At 43.8% G+C, this 21627-nt stretch carries 24 protein-coding genes; 3 read left to right on the forward strand and 21 right to left on the reverse strand.

Annotated features, from left to right (window positions below; translation table 11 throughout):
• Nucleotides 1-104: 104 nt before the first annotated feature.
• From PNK_RS14020 to PNK_RS08270, 19 genes are all read right to left on the reverse strand, one after another.
• Nucleotides 105-287, reverse strand: coding sequence for a GxxExxY protein (locus PNK_RS14020; protein WP_420885364.1), 183 nt, complete (start codon nucleotides 285-287; stop codon nucleotides 105-107).
• Nucleotides 288-391: 104 nt separating this feature from the next.
• Nucleotides 392-805, reverse strand: coding sequence for an ATP synthase F1 subunit epsilon (gene atpC / locus PNK_RS08185; protein WP_032124168.1), 414 nt, complete (start codon nucleotides 803-805; stop codon nucleotides 392-394).
• 78 nt (nucleotides 806-883) lie between these two features.
• A complete protein-coding gene (atpD, locus tag PNK_RS08190; protein WP_032124167.1) occupies nucleotides 884-2281 on the reverse strand; it encodes a F0F1 ATP synthase subunit beta in 1398 nt (465 codons plus the stop codon).
• A gap of 67 nt (nucleotides 2282-2348) precedes the next feature.
• Entirely contained in the window at nucleotides 2349-3209 is an 861-nt protein-coding gene (gene atpG / locus PNK_RS08195; RefSeq protein ID WP_059061412.1) for an ATP synthase F1 subunit gamma, read from the reverse strand.
• A gap of 75 nt (nucleotides 3210-3284) precedes the next feature.
• Nucleotides 3285-4814 (reverse strand): F0F1 ATP synthase subunit alpha, encoded by a 1530-nt coding sequence (gene atpA, locus PNK_RS08200; RefSeq protein ID WP_032124165.1) that lies wholly within the window; start codon nucleotides 4812-4814, stop codon nucleotides 3285-3287.
• Between the two features lie 8 nt (nucleotides 4815-4822).
• Nucleotides 4823-5368, reverse strand: a complete 546-nt coding sequence (atpH, locus tag PNK_RS08205; RefSeq protein WP_059061414.1) for an ATP synthase F1 subunit delta — start codon at nucleotides 5366-5368, stop codon at nucleotides 4823-4825.
• Nucleotides 5365-5847: a F0F1 ATP synthase subunit B gene (gene atpF, locus PNK_RS08210; RefSeq protein ID WP_059061416.1), complete on the reverse strand. Its 483-nt coding sequence runs from the start codon at nucleotides 5845-5847 to the stop codon at nucleotides 5365-5367. The genes atpH and atpF overlap by 4 nt, the downstream gene beginning before the upstream one ends.
• A gap of 7 nt (nucleotides 5848-5854) precedes the next feature.
• Entirely contained in the window at nucleotides 5855-6088 is a 234-nt protein-coding gene (gene atpE, locus PNK_RS08215; RefSeq protein ID WP_032124162.1) for an ATP synthase F0 subunit C, read from the reverse strand.
• Nucleotides 6089-6110: 22 nt separating this feature from the next.
• A complete protein-coding gene (gene atpB, locus PNK_RS08220) occupies nucleotides 6111-6935 on the reverse strand; it encodes a F0F1 ATP synthase subunit A (protein WP_079992880.1) in 825 nt (274 codons plus the stop codon).
• Nucleotides 6932-7315 carry a hypothetical protein gene (locus PNK_RS08225; RefSeq protein WP_059061417.1) on the reverse strand — a complete coding sequence of 128 codons (384 nt, stop codon included), beginning with the start codon at nucleotides 7313-7315 and terminating at the stop codon, nucleotides 6932-6934. Before PNK_RS08225 ends, atpB begins: the two co-directional genes overlap by 4 nt.
• Entirely contained in the window at nucleotides 7305-7556 is a 252-nt protein-coding gene (locus PNK_RS08230; RefSeq protein WP_032124161.1) for an AtpZ/AtpI family protein, read from the reverse strand. Before PNK_RS08230 ends, PNK_RS08225 begins: the two co-directional genes overlap by 11 nt.
• A 461-nt stretch (nucleotides 7557-8017) precedes the next feature.
• On the reverse strand, nucleotides 8018-8443 hold the full coding sequence (locus tag PNK_RS08235) for a hypothetical protein (protein ID WP_059061418.1): 426 nt from the start codon (nucleotides 8441-8443) through the stop codon (nucleotides 8018-8020).
• Nucleotides 8444-8785: 342 nt separating this feature from the next.
• On the reverse strand, nucleotides 8786-9208 hold the full coding sequence (locus PNK_RS08240) for an ATP synthase subunit C (protein WP_032124159.1): 423 nt from the start codon (nucleotides 9206-9208) through the stop codon (nucleotides 8786-8788).
• A gap of 18 nt (nucleotides 9209-9226) precedes the next feature.
• Nucleotides 9227-11143, reverse strand: coding sequence for a V-type ATP synthase subunit I (locus PNK_RS08245; RefSeq protein ID WP_059061419.1), 1917 nt, complete (start codon nucleotides 11141-11143; stop codon nucleotides 9227-9229).
• The gene (locus PNK_RS08250; RefSeq protein WP_059061420.1) at nucleotides 11144-11779 is read right to left on the reverse strand and encodes a V-type ATP synthase subunit D; all 636 of its coding nucleotides are present in this window, start codon (nucleotides 11777-11779) and stop codon (nucleotides 11144-11146) included.
• A 36-nt stretch (nucleotides 11780-11815) separates the two neighbouring features.
• On the reverse strand, nucleotides 11816-13129 hold the full coding sequence (locus tag PNK_RS08255) for a V-type ATP synthase subunit B (RefSeq protein WP_059061421.1): 1314 nt from the start codon (nucleotides 13127-13129) through the stop codon (nucleotides 11816-11818).
• 25 nt (nucleotides 13130-13154) lie between these two features.
• Nucleotides 13155-14936, reverse strand: coding sequence for a V-type ATP synthase subunit A (locus PNK_RS08260; protein WP_059061422.1), 1782 nt, complete (start codon nucleotides 14934-14936; stop codon nucleotides 13155-13157).
• Between the two features lies 1 nt (nucleotide 14937).
• A complete protein-coding gene (locus PNK_RS08265) occupies nucleotides 14938-15720 on the reverse strand; it encodes a DUF2764 family protein (protein WP_059061423.1) in 783 nt (260 codons plus the stop codon).
• Between the two features lie 12 nt (nucleotides 15721-15732).
• Entirely contained in the window at nucleotides 15733-16359 is a 627-nt protein-coding gene (locus tag PNK_RS08270) for a V-type ATP synthase subunit E (RefSeq protein ID WP_059061424.1), read from the reverse strand.
• 501 nt (nucleotides 16360-16860) lie between these two features.
• Between PNK_RS08270 and PNK_RS08275 the strand changes: the two genes are divergently transcribed.
• Nucleotides 16861-17253, forward strand: coding sequence for a hypothetical protein (locus PNK_RS08275; RefSeq protein ID WP_032124152.1), 393 nt, complete (start codon nucleotides 16861-16863; stop codon nucleotides 17251-17253).
• Between the two features lie 55 nt (nucleotides 17254-17308).
• Nucleotides 17309-17668: a hypothetical protein gene (locus tag PNK_RS08280; RefSeq protein ID WP_059061425.1), complete on the forward strand. Its 360-nt coding sequence runs from the start codon at nucleotides 17309-17311 to the stop codon at nucleotides 17666-17668.
• Between the two features lie 65 nt (nucleotides 17669-17733).
• On the opposite strand, the gene PNK_RS08285 is transcribed toward PNK_RS08280, so the two are convergent.
• Nucleotides 17734-19545 carry a hypothetical protein gene (locus tag PNK_RS08285; protein ID WP_059061428.1) on the reverse strand — a complete coding sequence of 604 codons (1812 nt, stop codon included), beginning with the start codon at nucleotides 19543-19545 and terminating at the stop codon, nucleotides 17734-17736.
• An 88-nt stretch (nucleotides 19546-19633) separates the two neighbouring features.
• On the opposite strand from PNK_RS08285, the gene PNK_RS13455 reads away from it, so the two are divergent.
• Complete coding sequence (locus PNK_RS13455; protein WP_158021760.1) at nucleotides 19634-19804, forward strand: hypothetical protein; 171 nt, start codon at nucleotides 19634-19636, stop codon at nucleotides 19802-19804.
• 344 nt (nucleotides 19805-20148) lie between these two features.
• On the opposite strand, the gene PNK_RS08290 is transcribed toward PNK_RS13455, so the two are convergent.
• Nucleotides 20149-21489, reverse strand: a complete 1341-nt coding sequence (locus PNK_RS08290) for a GumC domain-containing protein (protein ID WP_059061430.1) — start codon at nucleotides 21487-21489, stop codon at nucleotides 20149-20151.
• Between the last annotated feature and the right edge of the window lie 138 nt (nucleotides 21490-21627).

The following is a 21627-nucleotide window of genomic DNA, read 5'->3' on the forward strand; positions in this document are numbered from 1 at the left end:
TCGTTCGCAGGTAAGTCAATACTTGCGCTATGGACAACAAGCACATTTTCCGTTGCTTTTACTTCGATGATAACTTTTACGATCTACAAGTATATCAAGACGCATCAGGTCTCGAAATTTACAATTCTTACCGGAATATGACGGAGCCTTAACTCATGTAACAAGGCTTCTTCATATAGACTTTTTAATAGTGCTGGACCACCTAAAGTAGGATGCACATCAATTGCAGCCTCGAGCACTTGTTCTGACAACAAGTTATCAATCACCTCTGAGTCGCCCTGCCTCACTGCCTTTGCGTTAATCAACAGACTTCATTGTAACTCTGGCTATTTTTTCCCTATCATTTGCATAATATGAAAAAAATTAATTAAGCAAGACGTTCAACTCGCAGTTACTTTCTCAGTGCATGAAATTCTTGATATAAGTTGATGCGGTTTTCAGCGCGTTTCAAAGCTCTCTTGGCACGAGCTATATCCACATGCTCTTGCGAGTGCTCTAATCGCGCCTGGGCTCGCTCAAATGCATGCTTAGCTCGACCCAAATCAATTTCTTCGACCGGTTCGATCGCATCGGCAATAATGTTGGCTTTATTGTGGGAAACCTCGAAGAAGCCGCTTGCAATGGCAAAATGGAGTTTTTTTTCATCTTTGTCAATGATCGTCACTTTTCCAGACTGAAGCAAAGCAGTCAAAGGCGCATGATCGACTAATATCTCAAAATAGCCGTCTGCTCCGGGAACATTGACTGAGTAAACGGGCTCTTCAAATACGACTTTTTCAGGTGTCAAGATCGTTAATGTATACATCGTTTGTGTAGCCTTGTTTAAAAATCAGAACGTGCGAGGAAGCCACCCCCCCCGCACCTATTCACTAATTTATGCATTCTAAGCTTTTAACTGCTCAGCTCTTTCAAAGACTTCATCAATCGTTCCAACCATGTAGAAGGCTTGCTCAGGGATGTCATCCATCTCCCCATCGACAATCATCTTAAAACCTTTGATGGTATCGGGCAATTTGACAAATCGTCCCTTCTTACCAGTAAATGTTTCAGCCACAAAGAAGGGCTGGGAAAGGAATTTCTGAACCTTACGGGCACGCGCAACAATTAATTGATCCTCTTCGGATAATTCATCCACGCCTAAGATGGCAATAATATCTTGCAGATCTTTGTAGCGCTGCAGAACCTTTTGCACCTGGCGGGCCACGCCATAATGCTCTTCGCCTAAAATGTGCGGATCCAAAATTCTCGAACTGGAATTCAGTGGATCAACTGCTGGATAAATTCCAAGCTCTGCAATCTGACGAGAAAGCGACGTTGCAGCATCTAAGTGAGGGAAAATGCTGGCAGGAGCCGGATCTGTGTAGTCGTCGGCTGGGACGTAAATGGCTTGCACCGACGTAATTGAACCATGCTTAGTCGATGTAATGCGTTCCTGTAAACTACCAATTTCGGTCGCTAGGTTTGGCTGATAACCAACTGCCGAAGGCATTCTTCCGAGCAGCGCCGAAACCTCAGATCCTGCTTGGACAAAACGGAAAATATTATCGATAAAAAGAAGGACGTCTTGATGCTCGGTATCTCTAAAATACTCGGCCATGGTCAATCCTGTCAAACCAACTCGCAGCCTCGCTCCTGGCGGTTCGTTCATCTGACCAAACACCAAACTCGTTTTAGAAAGAACTCCAGACTCCTTCATTTCCAACCACAAGTCGTTTCCTTCACGCGTTCTTTCTCCGATTCCGCAAAAAACCGAATAGCCGCCATGATGAGTCGCAATATTGCGGATCAGCTCCATCACAATCACAGACTTGCCAACGCCCGCGCCACCGAACAGACCAACCTTTCCCCCTTTCAAATAAGGACAAAGCAAGTCGATGACCTTAATCCCTGTTTCAAACAAGGCCGCTTGCGTATCTTGATCTTCAAATGTAGGTGCATCTTTATGAATAGGTGAGGTTTCAGCATCTAAAACTGGACCATCTTGATCGATGGGGTCCCCAAGCACATTGAATAAACGCCCCAAAGTGTTACGCCCAACAGGAATCGTAATGGGAGCACCGGTATCAACAGCTTCGATGCCACGTACTAATCCATCCGTAGAGGACAAAGCTACGCAGCGCACCACATTATCCCCTAAGTGCATTGCTACTTCGGCTGTCAGCTCAAGCTGCCTCTCTTTATCGATGATCTTAATCGCGTTCAAAACTTTGGGAAGCTCGCCCGGTGGAAACTCGATATCTAATGTGGGACCAATAATCTGTTTGACTTTTCCTACAGCCATAATATGCCTTCTCTTATCGCTCAATTACAAATTTATATCTTTTACAAAGCTCAAGCGGTCAACTCGATTACTTTAATCCTTCCGCGCCAGAAGTAATTTCCAGCATTTCTTTGGTGATTCCCGCTTGGCGGACTTTATTTCGCACAAGCGTTAACTTTTCAATCATATCGTCAGCATTTGTGGTCGCTGCCTTCATGGCAAAAATGCGCGCAGCAAGCTCTGAAGCATAGGCTTCATTTAATGTCGTTTGCACCTTTGTCAGGCAGTAGCGGAGCAAAATAGCGCCGTAAATTTCCTGGGGAGCTGGCTCAAAAAGATACTCTGCAGCGCCCTTAGACTCTTCTTTAGATGACTGGGAAATATTCAAGAATTTCTCTACCACGACTTTACGCGACATCATCGTGATGTAGTGGGTATAGACAAACCAGACCTCGTCCAACTCGCCTAGCAAAAACCAGCTGACAAGATCATTAGCAAATGTCATCACCTGCTGCTGTGTGAGTTTTTCACCCCACTCTTCAAGCTCATAGCGAATTGGCCAGGAGCGGCGGCGATAATACTCCACAGCTTTGCGTCCAACCAAAATAAGTTCTACTTGATCTTGCTTATACGACTTCAAAAACTTATTCGTAGCCGAAAAAACATCTTTATTATAAGAGCCTGACAATCCCATGTCTGCCGCAATAACAACAACACCTACTTTCTTCACTTCTCTTTGCTCTAAAAGTGGATGACAATAGTCTGTCGAAGCAACCTGACTTAGCTGATCTAAAATGTCTTTAATCTTGTTCACATAAGGGCGCGACTGCTTTACTTTCATTTGAACGTGATGCAAACGAGAAGCGGCAACCATTTCCATCGCTTTCGTCAGCTGCTGGATATTTTGAATAGACTGTAGACGTTTGCGAATATCTCTTAAACTAACCATGCTCTGCCACTATCAATCCCGTTAAAGCCATTTTTCCTATAATTTCCTCATCATGCATCCATTTCTGAACGCTGCTTAAGATAATTGATGGAGCTCTTTAAATTTTTGTTTGAATTCAACAACTGCGGATTCTAACTGCTCGATTGTTCTCTGATCCAAATCCTTAGTCTCGTCAATCGAACGAGCCACATCCGGATAGTGAGTGTCCATGAATGGATAAAACTCGTTTTCAAACACCTTGACAAGCTCTAATGGAAAATCGTCCAAATACCCTCTCGTTCCAGCAAAAATAATCATCACCTGCTTCGAAAGTGAAAACGGAGTAAACTTGTCCTGTTTCAGGACCTCTATCATTCGCTCCCCGCGCACAAGCTGAGCCTGTGTCGTCTTGTCCATTTCAGAACCAAACTGAGCGAATGCAGCCAACTCGCGGTACTGCGCTAAATCCAGACGCAAACTTGCAGCCACTTTTTTCATTGCCTTAGTTTGAGCCTTTCCACCGACTCGAGAAGCAGAAATACCAACGTTAATCGCAGGACGCACACCAGCATAAAAGAGATCTGGCTCTAAATATATCTGTCCATCCGTAATCGAAATGACGTTTGTCGGAATATAAGTCGTCACGTCATTTGCTTGCGTTTCAATCACTGGAATCGCTGTCAAAGAGCCCCCTCCGAGATCCTGGCTGAGCTTGGCAGCCCTTTCCAACAAGCGGGAATGCAAATAGAAAATATCCCCAGGATAGGCTTCGCGGCCAGGCGGACGGCGGAGCAGCAGTGCAATCTGGCGATAGGCCTGCGCATGCTTCGATAAGTCGTCGTAAAAGCAAATCACATGCTTGCCTTGATACATGAAATATTCGCCCAATGCCGCAGCTGAATACGGAGCAATATACTGCAAAGCAGCGGGGTCTGATGCCGATGCTGAGACAACTGTTGTATACTTCATAGCCCCATGCTCCTCTAGCGTTTTCACGACTTGAGCAACAGTTGAAGCTTTTTGACCAATAGCGACATAAATGCAATGCACACCGCTATTTTTCTGATTGATGATGGTATCTAAGATGATCGTCGTCTTACCCGTCTGTCTATCACCAATGATAAGTTCCCGCTGCCCCCTACCAATTGGAATCATCGCATCAATGGCTTTAATCCCAGTCTGAACAGGTTCGTTAACAGGCTTTCTTTGAACAACGCCCGGTGCCTGACTCTCGATTGGACGGTATTCAGTTGTTTCAATCGGTCCCTTACCATCGATCGGCTTGCCTAAAGCATCAACAACACGTCCAAGCATCGCTTCTCCAACAGGCACGCAAGCAATCTTACCCGTACGTTTAACAATGTCTTGCTCACGAATGTTGCGGTTAGAGCCAAGAATAATGACCCCGACATTGTCAACTTCAAGGTTAAGAACAATTCCCAATGTTCCATCGGCGAACTCGACAAGCTCAGACATCATGGCATCGTCTAAACCCCATACACGCGCAATGCCATCACCCACATAAAGGACGCGTCCAGCCGACTCGAATTTTAAGGAAAGATCTTCATCATATTTTTCAATTTCTTGCTGGATAACCCAGGATACTTCTTCTGGTTTTAATCGCATTCTCGCTCCTAGACCTTAGCTGCTAATAAGCTATCTTTTAATTTTGCAAGTCTTTGTTTTACACTATCATCAATCATTTTATGGCCGACGATTAAAATCATTCCACCAATAATATCGGGGCGAACTTCCGATTTGATATCGATCGTTTTGCGATAAGCCTTTTCCAACTTATCTTTCACCTTTTCCTTCAAGGCATCCTCAGCGGGTACCGCCGTAATCAAGCGCGCTTCTATAATTCCCAATTTCTGCTTGACCAAACGATGGTACTCTTTCCTGATCTCTGACAAATACTTAAAGCGCCCTTTTTCGATTAGCAAATAAAGAAAACTCAAAATAGTTTTGTCGAGACGCTCGCCAAATAAACGCTGCAGAATGTTTTTTTTATTCCTGGTGCTGAGATGAGGATCGAATAAAAACTCGCGAAGTTTCGGCATCGCCTGCAGTAAATCGGCAATCTCCTCCAAAGCAGCTAAATGCTTCTCTAGCTGCTCAGGAGAGGTAGCTGCATCAACTAAAGCCTTTGAATATCGCGAAGCAACGGCTTTTGCTATCATTTGATCACAACCTGGTCTATGGCTTCTTCAATCAATTTCTGATGCTTGCTAGGATCCAACTTCTCTTGAATCAACTTTTCAGTTACAGCCAGAGAAATCTTGACAACATCCCTCTTCAACTGTTCTTTGGCCTGATCCAATTCACGTCGCATCTCGTCTTGTGCATTGTTCAAAATCAGTGCAGCCTTGTTGCGTGTCTCACGCTCAATATCGTGAGCAATGTCTCGCCCTTTACCAATGGCCTCTTGAATTCTTTTTCTTGCCTCAGCATCGATATCATGCAATTTGGTTTTGTATTCGTCAGCCCGCTTGTTAACCTCTTTTTTCTGCATCTCAATGGAATCAAACTCGGAGCGAATAAGCTCTTGACGCTCTTCCATCAGACCCAGCAGAGGTTTCCAAGCAAACTTTTTTAAAACCCAAAGCATGATTAAAAAAGCAACAATTTGAGTTAAGATTTGCTCGATTTCTAAATTCATAATTCAATTATGCCATTCTTTCTAAAACAACGAAGAAGACAATAAGAGCATAAATCGTCAAGGCTTCAATCAACGCAGCGCCGATAATCATGTTAGTGAGGATCTTTCCAGACGCTTCAGGTTGACGGCCAATGGCTTCCATAGCGCTACCAACAGCACGACCCAGGCCAATACCAGATCCTAAGGCTGCAAGACCTACAGCTAAAGGAGCAGAAAGAGCTAAAGCTGTTCCAATATTCATGATTTCCTCTTTAGTTAATTTTTTAATGTGAATGCTTTTCTGAACTAGGTATAGACAATAAAATATAGACCGTACTTAATAAAGTAAAGACTAAAGCTTGCATCAAACTCGTCAGCAAGGCAAGGAACATAAATGGGATCTGAAGCGGTATGCCAACGGGAGATTGGATCGAAGAAAGCATGACCACCCCCATCAAGGCAAAGGCCCCGATCAAGATATCCTCACCAAGCACGTTACCAAATAAACGAAGGGACAAGGTAATGGGACGAGCGACTTGTGAAATGAGCTCCAATGACAGCATAAGAGGAGCTAACAGCCATCCAACGAGATTCTTTGGAGACCCAGCTAAATGATACAAAAAGCCAAACAGACCCATGTTGCGTATGTTTAAGTACTGCACGAGGCAAAAAACGCATATGGCGAGCCCAGCCGTAATGTTTAAACTAGACGAGGGCGATTTCATCAATGGGACCATCCCGAAGATATTCATCACAAAAATATAGATGAATAGCGTTCCAAGAAAAGGGACATATGCCTCGCCTTGCGGCCCTAAAACACCGATGATTAGATGACGGAACTTTTCGATGCCCAACTCTAAGAAATTTTGAAGGCCCGATGGAATCATCTCTTTCTTGCGCGTTCCCATATAAGCAACCCAAGAAAGCAAACATCCAATGATCACAGAGAATATGATATTTTCCCAGTGATGCAAAAATGGCGCCCAGTCGGTGTGCTGAAAACGGTGATAAAGGAGCGTTATAAAGTTTGGTAACTCAGGAACTCCGCTGCCAGCATCAGGCTGACTGCTTGCCACCATTGTCAATAATCCGACTTGTCCACCAATCATGTATGAGACTCCATGTTAGCCTGAAATTTATCAGAAAGTAATTTCCCGATTCCCAAAAGAAAAATCGCAATAAAAATGAAGGAAAATCCACATACTAAGCTTAAAATTGAAAACACCTTCAACAGCCCATAGCCAACCACGTAAAGCAATGGGAATTTAATCCCGATCCATGTGTAGCATTTCAAGGCATCTTTGGAATTCAATCTCAAATATTCTTCCAATAGTTTTTTGAGGAAATACAGATTCAAGCATCCCCAAACAGCACCTACCCCAAGACCAATCGCAGCCAGTAAATCCCAATAAAGGTAAGCCGCCACGCAACCGATGATAGCCAATACAGCCGTCACATTAATGACTCGAGAAATAAAGTTATTTTCCATCACCAAACTGCTTAATAATTCGATACAACTCGCGAAAGCCTGCTATAAACCCAAGCAAGACTCCTAAATACATGAAATAGGGGGCCATGCCTAACTTACGATCCAACCAACTTCCAATTAACCATCCAACGATAGGCGAAACAGCCAAAACGAAGGGAATGGTTAAATATACCCCGACCTGTTTCCACTTATCGATATCCTCGTTAGAGTCGCGATCTGGATCTTCTTGTTTGTCAGTCAACTGCCGCTCCTTTTCTCTCTCTGTGAAAATTGGATTGCGAATAGATGACAAGTATAACAAAAGCTAATATTAAGTTAAGCGCTATTTAGAAAAAAATCACTCCGAGAGGCTCAATCTGTTAGAAAAGGATCTAAATAAAGAACTTAAAACAATAGAAATGATATTACCCTAAAGAAAAATCAGTAGAATAAGATCTTTCGATCAACTAATTAAAATATTTTCTAATTAACACAAATCATTAACCTAACTTTCACGCTCACCCAAGTTACGCCTGTTAGGATGATTCTAATACTGATGCGCATTTTCTAGACGAAGCCAAGTTTTTTATCTGAAGGAGGCAACAATATATGCTGACGCTCGTGCTGAATGCCTTGCCATACGATAGCCCGTACGGCAATAGGAGATACCACTTGCGGACAATCATCTGATAGCCGAATGTCATCACGAGTTCAAATAGAGCCCTAATAAATGACCCGGGGTGGACTCTGATTGTCGCCATACAGAATATTTTTGACCCCCATCGATACGCAAGCAGCTCCACAAATCAATTGAGAAGTTGCCAGAGAAACTAAAAGACCGGCATCAGAAGACGTGGTGAAACCTACATGCACAGATACTGCTGCAGTAAGCAGGGTTGTACTCGCTGCAGTTAAAGCCAAAACAGTTAAAGTGCGAACTTCACTTGGTCCCCATCCAATAGAATCGAACACCTTTACCGCCACTCCTCCTATTACCAATGCTAATGGGAATTGCAAAGCTCCTATTTTTAGAAGACTAGCAGGTGAATGACTAACTAAGTATGTGTTTATATTTCCAATTCCATGCGCAACACAGTAACCAGCCACTACGAAAGGCCACGCCCTTGCAATCCCGCTCTCAATACTCATCCTATCCATCCTTTATAATGAAAAAATAATGTTCTTATTAAAAAATCCACAGCTTTAGTTTTTCCTAAAAAACCATAAAATAAACTATTATTTTAAAATAAATAAATTTTACATGTAGGAAAAAATTTTTAGTTGCAAATCAAAGCTAAAGCAAGCCGCATCTTTTAACGATAGCACAAGTGAATATAGGCTGAAAATTGAGCGATGAAGAGTTCAAAAAGAGAGCTTTATTAAGCGAGATGTAACAAAGCAAATGATTTAATATAAAACCCAGGCCAAGCCTGGGTTTTATATTAGGAATGATCATCTGTAAGGCATTCGATAATGCCCCCAGCTAAAAGCTTAGATGATCAAGAGGGCAAAAACGAAGGCGAAAAGTGCGAACGACTCGATAATACCAATCGCGGCAAAGCACTTACCATACACTGAAGGCTGCTTCAAGCTCGCCTGAATACCCGTTGCACACACCTTGCCTTGATAAATGGAAGAAATGCCGATTGCCAAGCCAGAGAATATGCCGATAGCAATGGCAGATACAGGTGAAAGCGTTCCCGCTTGAATCGCTCGGCTCATTTGCAGCATCAACAAAAACCCGTAAATAACCTGCGAAGAAGGCGCTGCTGCCATACCAATAAACTTTCCATGCCCTTCCTCAGTACGACTCATGGCAGCATGCGATGCAGAGCCTGCAATCCAGCAGCCAATGCTACATCCGATACTACTCAAGCCCAAAGCCATTGCAGGACCTACCATATTGAAATCCATTGTGATCTCCTCATTGATTTATTCGATTTTTAATAATTTGAGCGGCTGAAACTTTTTGCCTCCTCCTTCAAAGGAGTAGTGATACCATTCCAAAAAGTTAAGTCTCAAGCCGTGAATAACGCCTCCCATGGTTCCAAGCAACAGATTGACGAAGTGTGCAACCATAACCAAAAATAAAGAGGCTAAAAGTGGAAGTCCGCTTGCAATCTCATTGACGGTGGCACCAACTACCGCACCAGCGAGCCCTAATGCATAAAGGCGCAAATAAGACAGGACATCGGCAAAAACTTGAATCAAGACAGTAATCTCAAAGATGCCTGTCCAGCCATTTTTCCAAATGGATGAGAGCCAAGCAAAAGCTATTCCGCCAATCATCAATTGCAAACCAAGCTTGCCCCCTTCTGTCAAATCCCACCCCCCAATAAAGTTGAGAAAGCTAGGCGTTTGAAGATAAGAGGGAAAATAAAGATACGCTCCAATCAGAAAGAGTGCCCATCCCAAATTGGGAATGTTGCGCCAACCATAGCGGAGTAAAGATAAGAGCAAGTGCACAACACCAATAAAGAGTGCCAACTCAAACATGATCGAATCGCTTACCTTGCTCAAAACGACAGGCCCCCGACTCGGTTCCCAATTGGGGACGAATGAAACAAATTGATAGGCATCTTTTTCATTCCCAAGTTCAGGATACTCCTTTACCCAATGCTCATAACTGGCATCTTTATGGGCGATATGATACGCCACCTTTTTTTCCGCCAACCACTGGACAAGCGAAATCTTTCTAATGGGGTTGTTAATGTCAATCTGCATGCCAAAGAAAGACGTCATGAGAGTCCCCCAGACAATGCATCCAACGCAAAGAACGGTAAAAAGATTCAAAACCCTTTTGCCTACTCCTTTTAAATTGGGATACTTATAGCGCAAGAAAAGCGCTAGCGCCAGGTAAACGAGGCCATAGCCGGCATCCCCGATGATGAAAGCAAAAAAGAGCGTAAAGCACCAAAGGACCCATTTTGAGGGGTCTTTGTCTGAAGCTGAGGGAGTATCGTACACATGCACCAAATCTTCGCCCAAACGGCCAAAACCACTATTTTCCAAGTAGGTTGGCACCACGTCGGCAGGCTCAATGGCGACTTCGTCAGCATAGACGTTGAGCTTCTGTATCAATGCTTCCACTTGATCGACCTTAGTCGCAGGTACCCACCCCTCAACGGCAAACAGCAAACCGTCCATGGCCTGCTGTACATACGTTTGAGCATTATTGAGATGATACCGATTCAGTTTGTCGACCAATGCCTGATGCAAAAACTCATTGTACTTGGCATATGATTTAAGTTGCTGATCGATGGCATGCTGCTCTGCCTTTGCTCCAACCATCCGCTTGCGCAAATCGCCAAGCGAGCGTTCAATCTTGATCTCAATCATCTTGTCATAGGCCACGGGACGCTCATTAATCGCTACGTAATAGTCGAGATTGTGATCCGACGCCACATAAATCAATTCCTCGGGCAATTCAGCATTCTGGAACAGATTTGGGCGAGCCACAAAGAACTGAATCCTTCGCTTCCCCTCTTTTTCAACCTCTGTCAGATCTCTCAATGAAAAATCGCCAAATACCTCAATGCGGGCAATCTCCAGCCTCAAGACCCTCATTTCTTCTTGTAACTTTTCATTGTCGCGGTGAAGAGTCAAAATGCGTTCGACAATGGCATCGTCATGAAGGCCTTGAAAGTTTTCCTCCTGTTCCATGATAGGCAAGCCACGCAGAACTTTAATCGCAGAGGTCAGCCGCTGCACGTCCTCTGGAATATCCTTAGAAGAGCTTTGATGGGGATCGATGAAATGAATAACCCCAAGCGCCTGAGCTTGCTTAAAAAATTGCTTTTTCTCGTCTTCAGGACCCAAAAACAAGAATTTCTTAACATCTTTACGCATCTAGATTCCTTCCTGTTGCACTGCAGAACGAGCTTGCTTGCTAGCTTCAATCTTTGCCTTGGCTACTTTAGCACGCGACACGGCCGCCAGCTGCTGATCGCCTAAAAACACCTTAATGGTGCGAATATTTTCGATAGCCCGGGGAATCAAAATTTTCTCAAAGAGATTGACCCGAATGGACACTTCGCGCCACTCTTTTTCAAGCGCCTGCTTTTGTTCATTTGCAATTTTAATATGCTCACACACTTCCACAAGCGAACGCAATCCCAAAATAGCCGAGTCAACCCAAGGGGAAGTCTCAAACAGACTGTAGGTAAAATCTTCGAACTCAATCCCTTCAAAATATGGCACTTCGACTCCGGCAATGTTCTCATAGCGCTTCGCAACGCTCTTTATACGCACGGCCTGCATAGGATCAATGCTTGTTTTAGTCGCAAGCAGGCTGCTAAAGACATTGACCTCTTTCTGCTTTTTTTCGAGCAGTTGCTCAAGCCGATGAATTTCCAGGCGTACCTCTTGCACCTCCGCTTGCAGCATCGCTTTTTTAAGCTGCAAAGTCGGCAAGTACTTTTCGAGCTGCGCCAAGCGAGTCTGCTGATCGCGCAATTCATTTTTTGTTAACTTCACTTCTGCCACAGATGACTCCCCATGCGAATTTAGAATTTCCCTTTCTTAGACTGTTTGAATAGCCTGTGGCCAATATTTAGAAACAACGGCCTGCTTAATTCCAACTTCATTTGGCTGAAAGCACTCAGCCAATGTTTCCCACCCTAAGTCCAAAGCCTGTTCTAAGGTATAATTCACTTCGAGATTCATCATCCGATCTTCAAAAAGATGAGAGTAAGCGAGCAGCTTTTCATCCCAGCGAGAGAGCTTAAATCCCATCGCTTGTCTTTCACGCGCTTTTTTAGATTCTGCATATAAGCGAATCATGGCATTCGCAAGCTCTCCATGGTCTTCACGCGTGACTTTACCGATGACCAATTGCTTTAAACGGGACAGCGATCCAAAAGGATCAATCCGTCCATGATGCAAGTAAAACTGCCCTTCCGTGATGTAGCCCGTATTATCAGGAACCGGGTGCGTGACATCATCTCCAGGCATTGTTGTCACACCAATGACCGTAATCGAGCCGCTTCCTTCGATCGATACCGCCTTTTCATAGCGGGAAGCTAAGTCCGAGTAAAGCGATCCCGGATAGCCGCGGTTCGATGGAACCTGGTCCATCGTAATGGCAATCTCTTTAATCGCATCGGCAAAAGCAGTCATGTCGGTCAATAAGACCAAGACGTTCTTACCATCCGTCGCAAAGCGCTCTGCACAAGCAAGCGCCATATCAGGCACGAGGAGGCATTCGACGGCCGGATCTGTCGCACGATGAATAAACATCACCGTCTTATTCATCGTTCCAGCAGCCTCTGCATTGTCGATAAAGGCCTGATACTCTTTAAATGTGAGCCCCATTCCACCAATGACGACGACATCGGCATCGGTCTGATTGGCAATACGCATGAGCAACGCATTGTAAGGTTCGCCGGGAACTGAGAAAATTGGAATCTTTTGCGATCTGACTAAGCAGTTAAAGACATCGATCATCGGAATATTTGTACGAACCATATCGCGCGGAACAATCCTTTTAACAGGATTGAAAGAGGTCGTTCCGATATCAATAGACTCTCCAACAACTTGCGGGCCGCCGTCAACCGGCGCTCCTGCGCCACTCAAACGCCTTCCTAGCAAAGCATCCCCATAAATGGCCTGCATTTGACGGTTCAAAAAGGTGACCCGGTCACCTGTGGAAATTCCACGCGTGCTTTGAAAAACCTGCAGCGTCACTTGGTCGCCATCAATGCGCAACACAGAGGCGTAGATGCTGCGTCCATCTTTTAAATCTACACGTGCAAGCTCCCCAAGACCCACCCCTTCGGCTGTGACTGTGATCAAGTTGCCGCGCATATTATTGATTCGATCGTAAACAATTTTCATCTCTTGAGACTCTCTGGTTGCCTAGTTATTTGTGAGCTTGTTCTATGAAGCCTTTAATATGAGCAAAAGCTTTGCGGTATTCTTCCGATTCGAATGGAACAAAGTTCATATTTTTAATACGGTTTTGCAATTCCAAGAAAAATTCGCGCGCCTGATCATGCGTGTGAAATTTAAAATCAGTCTCGAAAATGTGATTGATCAACTCAAAAAGAGCAATCTGCCGCTTTAAAGGGCAATACGCATCCTCTTTATCAAACGCGTTTTGCTGAAGATAGCTAAAATCATAAAGCTCGGCCTTAAGATAGGTCAGCATGTCACCCATGGCAATCCCCTCTTCGCCCACGACCTCCATCCTCTTTCCAATGTCATTACCCTCAAATAAAATGCGGCGGGCACGCTTAACCATTTTATCCCACCCTTCGACTTGGTGGCTCAGTTCCTGCCCGACAGCATCAACGTATTTAGACCACGACATCAATGGATCAATCGCAGGATAACGTCTAGAATCTGATCTGGAACGGGAAAGCCCTAAAAAGGCTCCTACAACCGCTAATGTCGCCTGGGTTACAGGCTCTTCAAAGTTTCCGCCAGCTGGGGAAACAGCGCCTCCAATGGTAATAGAACCAGGCTTGCCATGGCGCAAGGCGACGACGCCTGAACGCTCATAAAACTCGGCAATGCGGGAAGCCAGATAGGCTGGAAAAGCCTCTTCACCTGGAATCTCTTCCAAGCGCCCAGACATTTCACGAAGCGCCTGTGCCCAACGGGACGTCGAGTCAGCCAACACCAAAACATCCAACCCCATCTGCCTGTAATATTCAGCAATAGTAATCCCCATGTAAATGGACGATTCACGCGCAGCAACTGGCATCGAAGACGTATTGCAAATGATAACTGTGCGCTTCATTAACGTTTCGCCAGTATGAGGATCGATCAGGTGAGGAAACTCTCTCAAGACCTCAACCACCTCGCCAGCGCGCTCTCCGCATGCAACAAACAACACAATATCCACATCGGCATACTTGGAAAGATGGTGCTGTAAAACAGTCTTGCCGGCCCCAAACGGCCCCGGCGTACAAAAGGTTCCTCCTTTCATGAGAGGAAACTGCGTATCGATGATTCGCTCACCCGTATCCATCATTTTAGTAGGCTTGATTTTCTCCCCTTGCAGCATGGCATTCTTAACAGGCCATTTCTGAACCATAGTAAAAGCATGCTCTTGGCCAGCTTCATCAACAGCTTTTGCAACAACCGTGTCAACATTGTAAGAACCAGGCCCAATGACCCATGTCAAGCGATACTTGCCAAACAACGTAAATGGAATCATGATGCGGTGCTGAAAGCGCCCTTCCCTTGTCGATCCAAGCGTATCGCCACGGACCAGCACATCGCCAACTTTGGCCGATGGTTCATAGTCCCAGCGGTGCTTGCGGTCAAGAGCTGGAAGATAAACCCCTTTTGGCAAGAAGAAGCCGGACAGGTCAGCTACTTCGACTAGAGGATTCTGCAATCCATCAAAAATGGAACTCAATAAACCAGGCCCGAGCTCGGCCTCTAGCAGATCGCCAGTGAAAGAGACAGGGCTGTCTAATCGCACGCCTTTCGTGTCTTCAAACACTTGAATTTTTGCTTCATTGCCAATGATTTCAATAACCTCGGCTTTGAGCAAGACATCTTCGACATGCACCATTGCCACTTCGCCCTGCCGAATATTGCCTTCAAAGCGGACCTGTAAAAGATTTCCAAACGCTTTGACAACTTTGCCCTTGGCACGTTTTTCTTTTTCAATTTCCAAAACTTGTCCCATATTAATGTGTCTCCCTCACAATCGTGTCGACGATTTCTTTCCCTTTATCCTTGTCTAACTCAAACCACTTTTCAATGATAATAAGCTGTATCATGTAAGCGAGAATGCGTTCGATAGAAAAAGTATCGGCCATGCCGACCAAGCTTTCTATATAAGCCACGCGGTATTGATCAATCGCCCGCTGCAGTGCAAGAGGGTCTTCCTCGTATTTTTCAAATATAATTTTTAATTCCTGATATTTCTCAGGCGGCTCAAAGACCTTAGAGTTTTTTTGAGCCAACAACTGAGCTATTAAATCTTCTTCTGGATCCTCATACTGAAGCTCTACACTTAAGTCCCGGCCCAATTTTGCCGCCCGATACCCCGTCCAAACAAGGCGGAGCTCTCTTTCGAAATTTAAGAATTTGCGTAAAAGGGGATCCTGTTCGCTCGCTGCACTCTGAAAAAACCTAGCCAAAAGCAAAGGAAAATGGCGAATTCGCTCTTCTGTCTTTTCGTGAGTCGCAATGAAATCATACACGTAAGAAGGCAGGCCAACTTGGGTCGCAAGCGCCTCTTCAAGCTCCAACTCGTCCAATTCTCCGTGTGGATCGAGCTCCTCTCTTAACCAAAGCGATCGCAAATTCAAAATATCATAATAGCGCCTGATGATCTTTGTCTTGCGATAATCGTCTTCAGAAAGATTGTCTTTCAATAGCTTCTTAAATTCAGTAAACGAAATCTCTGGTGGAGCATCGAATGAAAGCGGCGGAAGATACGTTCCTATATAGTAATAGTTTGCCATCTGATTCCTTCATTAATGACTAAAGATCAATTGACGGAAATCTTTGCGTACATAGTTTGCAAGCAGCTCTTTTAGCGCTTGATCGCTTAAGTCAAGCGTCATCTTCTTGCCATGAAGTCTCAATTGTGCGCCACCTGCAAAACCACCTATCTCCAATGCTTTGCCCTTCAAACGCTTGCGTACTCCATCGAGCAGCAAGGCACTCACATCGTCGGCCGATACCTGGCGAGGAATCACAGCGCTCAAATCCGTGCTCAAGCCTTCTTTCTCAATTGCCTTCACCAAGCCGTTGATTAAATCGGCAATTAATTTGGGATCGGCAAGCTGCTTGTCTAAGGCCACCTGCAGCTCTTCGTTGAAGAGGTGATGCTCAATTTCTTGGCGTAAAGCCTCCAACGCCTGCTTTGACGCTTGCTGCAGTGAAGAGTGGAACACGTTTCGCTCCTGCTCGATTTGGCCTCTTGCTTGCTTGATCAACTGCTCGGCGTGGCGCTCAGCTTCCGCAATAATGTCTTTTGCCCGTTCATGCGCAGCCGCAATCACATCTTGCGCCTCTACTTTTGCTGGCTCGATCGTTTCGTGACGAATCTTATCGCAAATGCGCTGAATTTTATCTTGTCCTTTCTCCAATGATTTCATCTGACCTAACCAAAAAAAGGGTTATAAGAATGATTTTTAAAGGCCGAATCAAAACGATTCGGATTATTCCCTCTCGACCGGAACTTTAAGCTTATCTACCTAAAATTTAGTGCACAGCTCGAACCGCAAAAAAAAACTTCAGAGCGCATTTTTAGGGCGTTTTTTCACTACTCGCTTCTTTCAGCTAAGCGTTAGAGGCCTAAATTGCGGACAAATAATCCCAAAGTTCAGGTTCTTCAGAGGGCAACTTTCGAATTATCTTAGTTACTCTAGCCTGCAGAGTGGGTAATTTACAAGCCTTTTATGAGCCAAAGCCCAGCACCTTTGAAAACTAATACATCCCCTCCCCTTGCCCTAGGCTAGTTTTATACACATAAAAATTTCAAACGCCCAATTGAAAAATAAAAACAAGAAAATTCAATCTATAACTAAATAAATATATTTGTTAGACTATTCAATTAACTAAAGCGGTAATATTTAAAACCTTTTAGCAGGATGGCTATGACAAACATCTATATTCCAAAGATCGATGATTTATCAACGACGCTCATTCTCACGGCAGGAGCCGGCTATTTCATCCATAAGCTTCCCTCTTCTTTTAACTTTGCAAAAATTTTCTTAGTTCAGATTATTGCCGACAATATTTTATTTCAGATGGTCAATCTGACTTTTAATCGTTCCCAGAATAGGCGAACAAGCGAGTGGATTTATACAGGCATGAATTTCGCCGTTTCGTTGGCAACTTCGGTTGCACTGCATCAGCTCAATGCGCTTCGGCCAATTGGCATTGCAGGATTTACCATTCTCAACTTCATCGTCTTCGCGAGCCGCATGAGTTCCATCTATCAAGAGCAAGGGTATAGGCGCATACAAAACCCAATCATTGCCATTTAATTAGTAATTACTAATAATACAAGTCTCACAATTCACAAATATAAGGAATTTCTAAATGTTAGGGCCATTAAAACATGCAACTATCAACGTAGCTGTTAATGCAAGCTTAAGCTTGGCTTACGCTAAAATCTACGAATTAAATCCGGCCCTGGTTGCGAAGGCTGTTGTGATTAAAACAATTTACAGCCATATAATGCTAAACCTTTCTAACTTTCCCATCTTAAGAGATGCTCCACGATTTACACGCATAGTTAGAATGGTTGCAAGCGTTGCTGGCAATGTGGTTGCAATCACTGCATTCAGACATTTCAATATTATAGCTAATCGCGGAACAGCTGTATTTGGAACTTTGGCCTTAATTAACATTGTAGCACTGGTGCGCAAAGAGCGCCAACTGCGCGCATATGGCATGTAAATAAGCCTGATTTCTAGCCCTTTATAAGGGCTAGAGGTAAGCCATATTTAAACCTTTCAAGCCAGCTATGCCATTTTCATCCCTTGCACAGCTTCGGCTAAATAGTTATACGTATCCCCGGAAAACAACATCAATGCCCAATTCCTTTCAGCAATTGTCGTTCCCGGTCTTTTCCTCGTCGAGTCATTGTAGATCCCGTTGGCACCTATTGAAAATCCTAAGGTTCCATAAGCCAAATAACTAAAAAACAACTTCAACTCGTCATTTTTGACAAGCGACTGATCATCAATGGCAATCTTATTAATGATATACTGGAATGTCAGCATAGACCAGTCGGGGTATTGATGAAGATAAAAGTAAAAGGTATTGATGGCGCGCATATGAAGCTTTCGGTAGGTTCGATTAAGAGGATTTTCAATCCGGTCTAGCGCATGCTGATACCGAAGCGCAGGCGAAAAATAGTTGTCGGCCAATCTTCCTATATAACGGCCAGCTAAAACCGATCCAAAAAGACTGAGAAGAGCCCCATGCTCCGCCGGATGACTAGTTGTTAAAATGGCGGCAGAAAACCAGGCATAAAATCCGGCAGCCCAAAATACGTTTGCCACTCTGCGCACTTTTGTTGCCAAGGCGAGCCGATGATGGAGATCGAATGAAACACCTCTGATTTCTTCTAGCTGATTGCGCCCCACAATCTGAATTTGCTCCGTCTCCAAATCGACGTGGAATGCACTTCGATCCTCAGAAATGTAGGGAAGCACTTCAAATTTCCATTGTTCTAAAAAGGCTTTATAGCCTTGTGCGGCGCCAGTCAGCGCATACGTTGCCGGATGGAAAACAATGAGAGGCAGTGCTGACACAAGAGGATGGGCAATGTTGCTCAAGTTGGCAGCCAATCGAATCACTTTTAAAGACACAGGAGGAATCCTGCGATGGTTCTTAACCACCAGGTTTTCCCAAGTTGTAAATAACTTTCGGGTTGCAAGGCTTCCCAAAAGATGCCCTCCGAAAAACCAACCAAGATCTTTAAAAACCTCAAAGCTCTTATTGTGGCTGTTGTAAGCAATGATTAATAAACTACAAGAAGCCGAAGCTTTTGCAAGCTGACTCAAGATAGTCGTTACTTTATTGGACAAGGAGCCTTGCAAAAAAGGGGTGAGAGGCAGTTTGTGGTGCCTTATGCGCCTCTCTCGTGCAACCTCTACATTGACCGATGGCGATGTGCCATAATTTCTGCCTCTTAACTCGTTATTCGTGCCTCGAACGATTGGAAACAATTTTTCCTCGTCCAGCTGCTGGTTTCTGAATGTTTCAGTGATACGGTGAGCCATATAGTAAGCGGACAGTGAAACGAAAATAGCCTCCATCGATTTATGAGCGGCCACATCGTCATCATTTAGATTCAATGTCACTTGAGTTAGGCCCCAGTATATTTCGAGGGAATAACCCACGAGCAACTGGTTGACAAAATTAACAAATTTGGTTGGCAAACTAAGCTCTGGCCAAAAGGAAAGGGCACTTCCCAACCCAATGGCTCCCAAAGGATAAAGAATTTGCTCCGAAGAGGAGCCGGCAAAAACGCCCATCGCGACACAGCTTGCGACTGCAGTGCCTGGCAAGACAACCATTTGAACGGCTCGGCGGCAAGCCCAGCCAGTCCGAGACTGGCATGTAGGCGACTCATTTTCAACTTGGGGCGGCCTAAAAAAAGCAATCGTAGCCTCTACGCATGAGTTCCAGCAACTGGCAGCCCAAGCCCTCACTTTTTCTGTCGTACTGATTGTTCTATGCGGGGTCGGTGAGTCATCGCTTATATAGATCGCTTCCAATGGCTGGTGAGATTGATATCCAAAATAATTCCGAATAGATGTAAACATAGCTCGCCCTTTTTTTTAAAAAAAGAATAGTGTTTTACTCAAAGCTTCGTATACTTTGCAATAGAAGTTATCAAACACTGGAGAAGACATGCGACACTATTCATTTATGCTATGTTGTGCGTTGATTTTTGCATCCCCTCTTTCTGCCATTCACTTCGGTCCGACACCTCATCATGGACCTCGTCTTTCGGCAGAGGAAGAAGCCTGTTTCGATGAAGATGACAATAGCCACTACGAAAAAGAACTCGAACAAGGATAATCTAGCAAAAGTAGCCCTTTAGCTTGACTAAAGGGCTACTTGGCTGATCTTAAAGCCTGCAGTGACAAGCGAAAAGTAAAAAACATCAGGAAAAATCAAAAAAAACAGACGTGAGCTCGGAAAGAGGATTAGCGATCAATCGGTTTACGATCATCTTTCAGCAGATAGTATTCAAGGAATACGCAAATCGCTCTCACTCTAATTTCAAGAAAGACGATAACATTCGAGCTATCTCAGATTAACTTTGGTTGATTATAGAGGCTATAGATTTGATAGGCTAGTCTCTCTTGTCATTAAGGCGCTAATCACTCTGCCTTTTCAAGGCAGAGCGATTAATTATTGGATTATAACATTCTTCTTATGAATAAATAGCCGGCCACAGAAGTCGCCACAAAAGTAAAAGGAATTCCCGTCATTACCAATGCACATCCTGAAAGAATGGATAATGCAGCTAATTCTAGATTGATTCGATCAAAAAGAACAGATACGTTTCGAAAAACATAAGAGCAAGCAACCCTTGGAAATTGAAGAATGCTCTTCCCAATATTCGAAATAGCTTCAATGGTTTTCCAACCTAGGTTGGTGAAGTTTTCCCAAATAAAAGTGGATGCTTCTTTAATAGACTCTTTAATAGTGCCCATAATTGTAGCTTTGATTAGAGAAGGCAATCCCTTAAGTTGTCCTTGAAAAGTTGAAATAGTTTCTCGCATCTTTTGGAGAGATAGTATTCCTCCATATGTTTCGCTTACACTATGAAGTGTTTCTTGAACTTTTGTGTTAAAATTAGATGAAACCTCAGTTAACCCATTTTCTAAATTGGATATTACATACAGATGCGGATATTCCAATTGTTCCTGGGATTTTATGCCTTCGTATGTTCGCTCTACATCTAATAGCCGATCGGTTAACTCATGAACAAGTTCAACTTGCTCCAATTGAACCTGAGAAAGACTAAGTCTTATATCCTCTATCTGTTCTTCTATTGCCTCATCGACTTGAATTATTGAAGCTACCTGTTGATTAATACTCGTCAAATTCTCAGTTATATCTTGTACTTGCGCTTGAGCTAATTCAATATCAGCACGTAATTCACCTTGCTGTTTCTCTAAGTCGAGAATGACTTGCTCGCTTCTTTGCATCACTTCATTATAATGCTGCATAAATAAATTATCTTCCCTTCGAATTTCAAGAAGCCTATCATTGCGATTTTGAGGTAACAATTGATCCTCTAAATTAGGATCAGGAATTAAAAATAAGCTTTCATTGCTATTAGGAGTTTCACTCTGAACTTGATCAGCTGTTTCATCTATTTGAATGGCCTCCTCTAACTGCACTATTTTAATTCCATTTTGAAAAGTTTTTGATTTCTCTTCAGAAAACGGAAGAATTTCATCGCCAAAACGCTGGCGAATGATTCTTAAAGCTTCAGCTGAGCCTGTGTCATCTAAATCTTCTTCCCCATTTGAAAAATTAATTTGAGATACTTGGGTTATCCCCTCCCATATACGCTGCATAAGAGGCAACTCTTGAGATGGTGCACGATCAGGAAAAGTATAAACAGGCGCTTTTTCTCCGATTGCACAGTCTTCTGATTGTAGAGTTCGTGAGTCATTCAAAGCGTCATCAACAATTTGCTGGAGTTCAAACAATAACACCGAACGGTGATTGGATATATAAGTAGTCATTTCCTTCTCCTCAATTCTTTCTGTATTTATCTTAGATATTCCTCTTCAGAACGAATAAAATACCCATATCCGATTCGCTCCACTAATTGATCTAATTGCTTTTTTTTAGATAGACTGGAACATTCTGAAGCTTCTTTT

The sequence above is a fragment of the Candidatus Protochlamydia naegleriophila genome, assembly GCF_001499655.1.
GTDB lineage: Bacteria > Chlamydiota > Chlamydiia > Chlamydiales > Parachlamydiaceae > Protochlamydia > Protochlamydia naegleriophila.

What these genes read in the sequence shown, in the direction of transcription:
- atpC (WP_032124168.1), bottom strand. Translation starts at nt 805, where the DNA reads ATGTATACATTAACGATCTTGACACCTGAAAAAGTCGTATTTGAAGAG.
- atpD (WP_032124167.1), bottom strand. Translation starts at nt 2,281, where the DNA reads ATGGCTGTAGGAAAAGTCAAACAGATTATTGGTCCCACATTAGATATC.
- atpG (WP_059061412.1), bottom strand. Translation starts at nt 3,209, where the DNA reads ATGGTTAGTTTAAGAGATATTCGCAAACGTCTACAGTCTATTCAAAAT.
- atpA (WP_032124165.1), bottom strand. Translation starts at nt 4,814, where the DNA reads ATGCGATTAAAACCAGAAGAAGTATCCTGGGTTATCCAGCAAGAAATT.
- atpH (WP_059061414.1), bottom strand. Translation starts at nt 5,368, where the DNA reads ATGATAGCAAAAGCCGTTGCTTCGCGATATTCAAAGGCTTTAGTTGAT.
- atpF (WP_059061416.1), bottom strand. Translation starts at nt 5,847, where the DNA reads ATGAATTTAGAAATCGAGCAAATCTTAACTCAAATTGTTGCTTTTTTA.
- atpE (WP_032124162.1), bottom strand. Translation starts at nt 6,088, where the DNA reads ATGAATATTGGAACAGCTTTAGCTCTTTCTGCTCCTTTAGCTGTAGGT.
- atpB (WP_079992880.1), bottom strand. Translation starts at nt 6,935, where the DNA reads ATGATTGGTGGACAAGTCGGATTATTGACAATGGTGGCAAGCAGTCAG.
- PNK_RS08225 (WP_059061417.1), bottom strand. Translation starts at nt 7,315, where the DNA reads ATGGAAAATAACTTTATTTCTCGAGTCATTAATGTGACGGCTGTATTG.
- PNK_RS08235 (WP_059061418.1), bottom strand. Translation starts at nt 8,443, where the DNA reads ATGAGTATTGAGAGCGGGATTGCAAGGGCGTGGCCTTTCGTAGTGGCT.
- PNK_RS08240 (WP_032124159.1), bottom strand. Translation starts at nt 9,208, where the DNA reads ATGGATTTCAATATGGTAGGTCCTGCAATGGCTTTGGGCTTGAGTAGT.
- PNK_RS08245 (WP_059061419.1), bottom strand. Translation starts at nt 11,143, where the DNA reads ATGCGTAAAGATGTTAAGAAATTCTTGTTTTTGGGTCCTGAAGACGAG.
- PNK_RS08255 (WP_059061421.1), bottom strand. Translation starts at nt 13,129, where the DNA reads ATGAAAATTGTTTACGATCGAATCAATAATATGCGCGGCAACTTGATC.
- PNK_RS08260 (WP_059061422.1), bottom strand. Translation starts at nt 14,936, where the DNA reads ATGGGACAAGTTTTGGAAATTGAAAAAGAAAAACGTGCCAAGGGCAAA.
- PNK_RS08265 (WP_059061423.1), bottom strand. Translation starts at nt 15,720, where the DNA reads ATGGCAAACTATTACTATATAGGAACGTATCTTCCGCCGCTTTCATTC.
- PNK_RS08270 (WP_059061424.1), bottom strand. Translation starts at nt 16,359, where the DNA reads ATGAAATCATTGGAGAAAGGACAAGATAAAATTCAGCGCATTTGCGAT.
- PNK_RS08275 (WP_032124152.1), top strand. Translation starts at nt 16,861, where the DNA reads ATGACAAACATCTATATTCCAAAGATCGATGATTTATCAACGACGCTC.
- PNK_RS08280 (WP_059061425.1), top strand. Translation starts at nt 17,309, where the DNA reads ATGTTAGGGCCATTAAAACATGCAACTATCAACGTAGCTGTTAATGCA.
- PNK_RS08285 (WP_059061428.1), bottom strand. Translation starts at nt 19,545, where the DNA reads ATGTTTACATCTATTCGGAATTATTTTGGATATCAATCTCACCAGCCA.
- PNK_RS13455 (WP_158021760.1), top strand. Translation starts at nt 19,634, where the DNA reads ATGCGACACTATTCATTTATGCTATGTTGTGCGTTGATTTTTGCATCC.
- PNK_RS08290 (WP_059061430.1), bottom strand. Translation starts at nt 21,489, where the DNA reads ATGACTACTTATATATCCAATCACCGTTCGGTGTTATTGTTTGAACTC.